Raw genomic sequence first — 5,086 nt, 5'->3', positions numbered from 1 at the left:
CATCGTCTCCGCCATTCCCTTGTGATTTCTCTTGAGAAACAAATACTTAGCGAACATCGCAAGGCCTTCCTGTAACCAGCGAAGTACCCAGAACCTGTACCCGCACGCTTCCTTAGTTGTCGAAGGGCCTGCGGCTCATTGAGGTTTAGGGCTTAAAGGGACGCGCCGCTAAGTCCGGGAGTTGTGGGCATCTCCCTCAAGCTACTGCGAATCTCCAGCTCGGCCCGAATGGTAAGGTCGTGCTCAATGGAGGGAGCCGAAGCCCCCTCCACCTGCCAGCCTATGCAGAATGCACCATAAGGCACTCCACCCCTGCCGCCTTAGAAGTCCTCATCTGGACCAATCGTGTGGTCGATGTAGTCGCACTCCGGCTGAGGTATGAACCAGCCAACAATGCGGCGGACTGGCCAGGCCAGGAATGAAACCCTCTGAACTATGGAACGCTTTACGGAAGCACCTTCCGCCCCAGGGAAAGCGTATCGCTTGCAAGCACTCCCTGTAACACTTCCAGATCGATATGGGGCTGGACGAGTATGCGGAAGGCCTTTTCCACCTGCTGGAACTCTTCGGCACAGCCTTCAGCCCGATCGGAGGGCAAGGCACCGCGTTCAACTGCTTCTTTGAAAAGAGCGGGATTCGCGCCGTAAGCGAGACAGAGCGTGTTATACATTCGCTGCAGTGGTAGACTGTGCACATCGGCGTGCTGCTTGTGATCTACGATGCGAAGCCTTTTGCGTTTGAGAACCGAGAAATCGCGGATACCCGCTTCGTTGAGGTAGATGTAGACAATGCCCGCCATGAGCTGGGGCGTATCCTGCCGCCCTAGGCTCAGCAGCATATAGGCTGCGAACTGATCGGCAGCATCTTCTTCCCGGCCAAAGATGGGGATGTCGAGATAATCAAATAGGGCGTGTCCGGCCTCGTGCAGGAACACATCAATCATGGCACCCATGATCGCGTGGTGTTCGCTCACCCAACCAGGGCGCTTCCAGCTTTTGGCACTTTCAACCACATACTCGATGTATTCGTGGCAAATCGTGACGGCATCTACCTCGAACCATGCATTGATATCGCCGTTGCAGTTCGCTGTGCGGATAGTCAGCGGCCGTGGCAGCCGGAATGGGGACAAGAGCTTCTGGATTCGTTCGAGAGCGCCCTTCTGCTTCAGCGTATCGTCCAGGGCCTGATGAGCCGGGCTGGACGGTGCTCCATAATCAATGAGGACGCTATTGGCTTTGGGCGCTTGCGCCAGAGAGAAGTTCGCTGAAAGAAAGCAGACAGCCAGCAGCACAATGAGATGCGCGAGTCTGCACTTGCCTATCATGGTACGCTCCATTTGCTTCTTCAACATGGAGCAGATGGGCTCGCTGGCCAACACGAGCATTTCCTGCAAGTCGCCCCGGAATTGCCTTGAGAGGTCTGCAAGATGACCGACCAAGAACTCGACTGCATGATATTGATAGCCGATGTAGTGCCCAGCGAATGTTGCCTCGACTTCGGCGATCCGGGCATCGCTCGCCAGGCGCGAAGAGCGCGAGTGAGTGGAAACAGATTTCACGGCGAACTCCGACCTGACATGCAAGTTTTTGCCGCATGGACTCTGTTTCGGCAAGAGACTGACCATACATCGCCACTCTTGCAGCGGGACCGCCTCTGGCCCACAACTCAACTCCATGTCCGAACCAAAAGCCATTGTCCTCCTGCATGGTCTCGCGCGCAGCAAGGCTTCGATGGCGGTCCTGGGCGAGGCGCTCGCGGATAAGGGATATCTCGTAGTGAACCAGGGCTACCCCTCCACAAAATTGCCGATCGGGGCGTTGGTGGAGAAAGTGGCGGAGGCGGTAGCCGCGTGCGGAGAACGCGAGGTCCACTTCGTTACCCATTCCATGGGCGGTATCCTGCTCAGATTTTGGCTCGCTGATCATCGTCCCTTGAAGATGGGCCGAGTGGTCATGCTGGCTCCTCCTAACCGCGGCTCGGAGATCGTCGATGTCTTTGGTGGCTACGCGCCCTTCTGTTGGCTGAATGGCCCGGCTGGTAATGAACTGGGCACCAGCGATGCCGCGACGCCGCTGAGGCTGCCGTCGGCTGACTACGAGGTGGGCATCATCGCAGGCTCCGTTTCCCTCAACCCTGCGCTATCAGCGCTGATCCCAGGCGTCGATGACGGCAAGGTATCGGTGGAGAGCACTAGGCTTGAAGGCATGGCAGATCATATTGTCCTGCCGGTCAGTCACACCTTCATGATGCTCAACCCGCTCGTCATTGCGCAGGCAGCGCATTTCCTGCGCGAGGGACGTTTCGAACCCGGGCTCAGCTTCGCCGAGGCCGCGCGCGGCTTCGGCGAGGTGGTCGGCAGACGGTTGAACGCACTGACACGGAGCAAGACGTCAGAGACCGGCTAGAGCCCGTGTTCCTTCAGCCGTTTTCCGAGCGCCTCCAGCCGTTCGGGAGGCCAGCCCACCGGCTCCAGCAGCGCCGTCCAGGCACTGAGGTAGTGCTCCGCGGCATAGACATGTCCGAAGCCGCGCGGGGCGGTGGTGGCCGTCATCATATCTACCACCATCTGCACGAAGCTGATCACGGGGATCCACCGAAAGTCCCTGGCGACGTCAGGCGGCCGGGGCTCCTCGGCAATTGGCGGCTTGCGCCAGAGGCTGCCGGTCTGAAAGAAGACGATCGGGTCCGATGGATATTGCAAATAGATGACGCGCAACGGGCCCCAAGCGCCATAGTTGTCGGCAAGCGAGCTGTCCTGCGTGGCGAAGCGGAACATGCGCCCGTCGCTGTAGCGCGGTGCCCAAGCCGGGGTGCCCTCGTTGCGCTTGGTCACAATCTCCCGCCAGGTCGGGCTATGGAAAGGCGGTCCCACCCAGAGCGCGCCGTGATGGGGCGCTGCCATGATGTCATAGAGATCGACAGCCAGATCCGAGTTGAGCGCGCCCAGGCTTAGCCCAAAGAGATAGAGCTTGGGGCGTCGCTCCGGCGGCAAGGCAGCCCAGTGGCGATGGATCAGGCGGAAGACTTCGCGCGCGGTCTCGACCCCGTTCTCTGGCTCGACCAGCAGCGATAGCCAGCTCGGAAGATAAGAGTATTGCACGGCGACGGTCGCCACATCGCCCCTCAGGAGATATTCAAGCGGCGCGGTTCCGGCCGCGTCGATCCAGCCCGTACCTGTGGGCGTAGCGATGACCAGTGTGCCACGGTCGAAGGCGCCTGTACGACGAAGCTCGGCGAGTGCCAATTCGGCGCGCACCCGCACCGTTTCGGCAGCATTGAGCCCAACATAAACCCGGATCGGCTCGAGTGCATCTGCACCCGCAAGAGATTCAATCTCTGCGCGCGTGGGGCCCGCTAGCATGTGCTCGCGACCTTGGGCGCCCAGTGAGGTCCAACTCACCAGCGAGCCAGGCCCGCCTGACTTGAGCGGGTCAGCCGGCGGTGAGCCTCCGCGAGGGATCAGCGCATCCAGTCTGGCATACGTGCGATCGAAGGCATCGACTGCAAGCCGGCCCATCAGACCCGAGGTCACGGACCAAGTGAGCCCGATCGCGAACGCGAGTCCAGACAGCGTCGCAAGTCGCGGGGGAAGCAGCGGTCTCAGTGCCCCACTGAGCATTGACCAAAGGCGGCGGAACAGTCGGCCGAACGCAATGAACGCCACAGCCGTGACGAGCGCCGCGAGACCCGCGAGTAAAGCGCTAAAACCTTCCAGATGCGGGAGCCGCATGGCGGCGCGGACACCATTTTGCCAGCTCGGCGCAAGAGCCAGCCCGATCAGTACGATCGCAGCTGACACCCCAGCAGCCGGCCAACGTCGGCGCGAGTGCAACTGATGGCGCGAGACGATTTGCAGGTTCTCAGCGAGCCACCTCAAGCCCACTCCAGCTGCGTAGCCCAAAGCGAACGCCAGCCCCCCGGTCACGCCCTGCACGAGTTCTCCGCGCGGGATCAAGCTAGGGATTAGCGAGGCAAGGAAAGCTATCGCGCCGAGCAGCAAGCCATAAGGCTCCAATGGCGTGATGAAACCAAGGGAGCTGGAATTTGGAGAGGGACCGTTGCGAGTGTGCATCATGGTAAGACTTAAGCTTGACCTTATCGCAAAACATCTCTGTGCAGAATTCGCTTACTGGCTGCAGGACTGGACGGACTTACGAGACATCCACTCGATATAGGCTCGAAGGGCGGAAGGGATGATGACGATCCACAAGTGCAGGCGCAAGGCTGGCCGCCAGCCGCAGACGTTTCCTCACGGATCGAGATGGCGGCATCGGGCGCGACATCAAGATGGTTGTTGTTTGCAAGAAGCCAGGTCGAGATGACCCGGGGCGTCACTTGCCTGAGACCGCATCCGGATGGCGATTGTTGACCTCGGCCGGATATCCTGTTTGGACCCACGTTTTCACCCGCTCAAGCATGTCCATAAGCACCTTGCGTTCCGCGTCGCTCAGTGGCTCGAGCATCAGCGCCTCAAGCTCGCGGGTCAGCGGGTCAGCCTGACAGCACAGCGCCTCCCCAGCGTTGGTGACGCGCAACGTGAAGACGCGGGCGTCGTGCGGGCTGTTGGTCCGGGTGATCAGCCCGGCCTTGATCAGCGCCGAGACCGTTCGCGAGGTCAGCGAGCGCTCGAACTTCGTGCTGGCCGCCAGCCGCGTGAACGTCATGTTCGGGGTCTCGCGCACCAGCCGCAGCACCCGCAACTCCCGCACGCTCCAGCCGAAACGCGCTTCGAAAATCGCGTTAGCGCTTCCGATTCCGTCCTCGGCGATGGACGTCAGGAAATAGATCAGGGAACGGTCAAGCATCGCGGCCTCTGGCGCCTGGGCGGCTTTGATACGCATTGGGTATGAATCGTTGTGAATTTCAATAGTTGTAAATTACAACAAAAATGCGATTGTCGCTCCTGATAGTGAGACGCACGAAAGAATGCGGTCACGTCAGGGAGACGTCCATGGTCGCAATCAAGAGCCCGAGAGAGTTCTATGCCGGTGCGATCTATATCGCCTTCGGTGTGGCTGGCTTGTGGCTCGGCTGGGCCTATCCCATGGGAACAGCAGGGCGCATGGGCGGCGGCTATTTTCCCAAA

Annotated in this window: 4 protein-coding genes; 1 reads left to right on the top strand and 3 read right to left on the bottom strand. The window is 60.2% G+C overall.

What is annotated here, in order from left to right:
• Nucleotides 1–445: 445 nt before the first annotated feature.
• Nucleotides 446–1,558: a DUF4344 domain-containing metallopeptidase gene (locus tag ACOVQ0_RS04965; RefSeq protein WP_421880911.1), complete on the bottom strand. Its 1,113-nt coding sequence runs from the start codon at nt 1,556–1,558 to the stop codon at nt 446–448.
• Nucleotides 1,559–1,673: 115 nt separating this feature from the next.
• Between ACOVQ0_RS04965 and ACOVQ0_RS04960 the strand changes: the two genes are divergently transcribed.
• The gene (locus ACOVQ0_RS04960) at nt 1,674–2,405 is read left to right on the top strand and encodes an esterase/lipase family protein (RefSeq protein ID WP_421880907.1); all 732 of its coding nucleotides are present in this window, start codon (nt 1,674–1,676) and stop codon (nt 2,403–2,405) included.
• Here the strand turns inward: ACOVQ0_RS04960 and ACOVQ0_RS04955 are convergent.
• Together ACOVQ0_RS04955 and ACOVQ0_RS04950 are read right to left on the bottom strand one after the other, a co-directional pair.
• Nucleotides 2,402–4,075 (bottom strand): alpha/beta hydrolase, encoded by a 1,674-nt coding sequence (locus ACOVQ0_RS04955; protein ID WP_421880904.1) that lies wholly within the window; start codon nt 4,073–4,075, stop codon nt 2,402–2,404. The two genes, ACOVQ0_RS04960 and ACOVQ0_RS04955, sit on opposite strands and share 4 nt — an antisense overlap.
• A gap of 256 nt (nt 4,076–4,331) precedes the next feature.
• On the bottom strand, nt 4,332–4,841 hold the full coding sequence (locus tag ACOVQ0_RS04950) for a MarR family winged helix-turn-helix transcriptional regulator (protein WP_421880902.1): 510 nt from the start codon (nt 4,839–4,841) through the stop codon (nt 4,332–4,334).
• Nucleotides 4,842–5,086: the final 245 nt, after the last annotated feature.

It is taken from the genome of Novosphingobium sp. (assembly GCF_049240505.1).
GTDB lineage: Bacteria > Pseudomonadota > Alphaproteobacteria > Sphingomonadales > Sphingomonadaceae > Novosphingobium.
Note: the sequence above shows the minus strand (reverse complement) of the source record. Positions and strands in the feature narration are given on the sequence as shown.

Excerpts from the sequence above, each read along its gene's own strand:
- ACOVQ0_RS04960 (WP_421880907.1), top strand. The coding sequence starts at position 1,674 with ATGTCCGAACCAAAAGCCATTGTCCTCCTGCATGGTCTCGCGCGCAGC.
- ACOVQ0_RS04955 (WP_421880904.1), bottom strand. The coding sequence starts at position 4,075 with ATGATGCACACTCGCAACGGTCCCTCTCCAAATTCCAGCTCCCTTGGT.
- ACOVQ0_RS04950 (WP_421880902.1), bottom strand. The coding sequence starts at position 4,841 with ATGCGTATCAAAGCCGCCCAGGCGCCAGAGGCCGCGATGCTTGACCGT.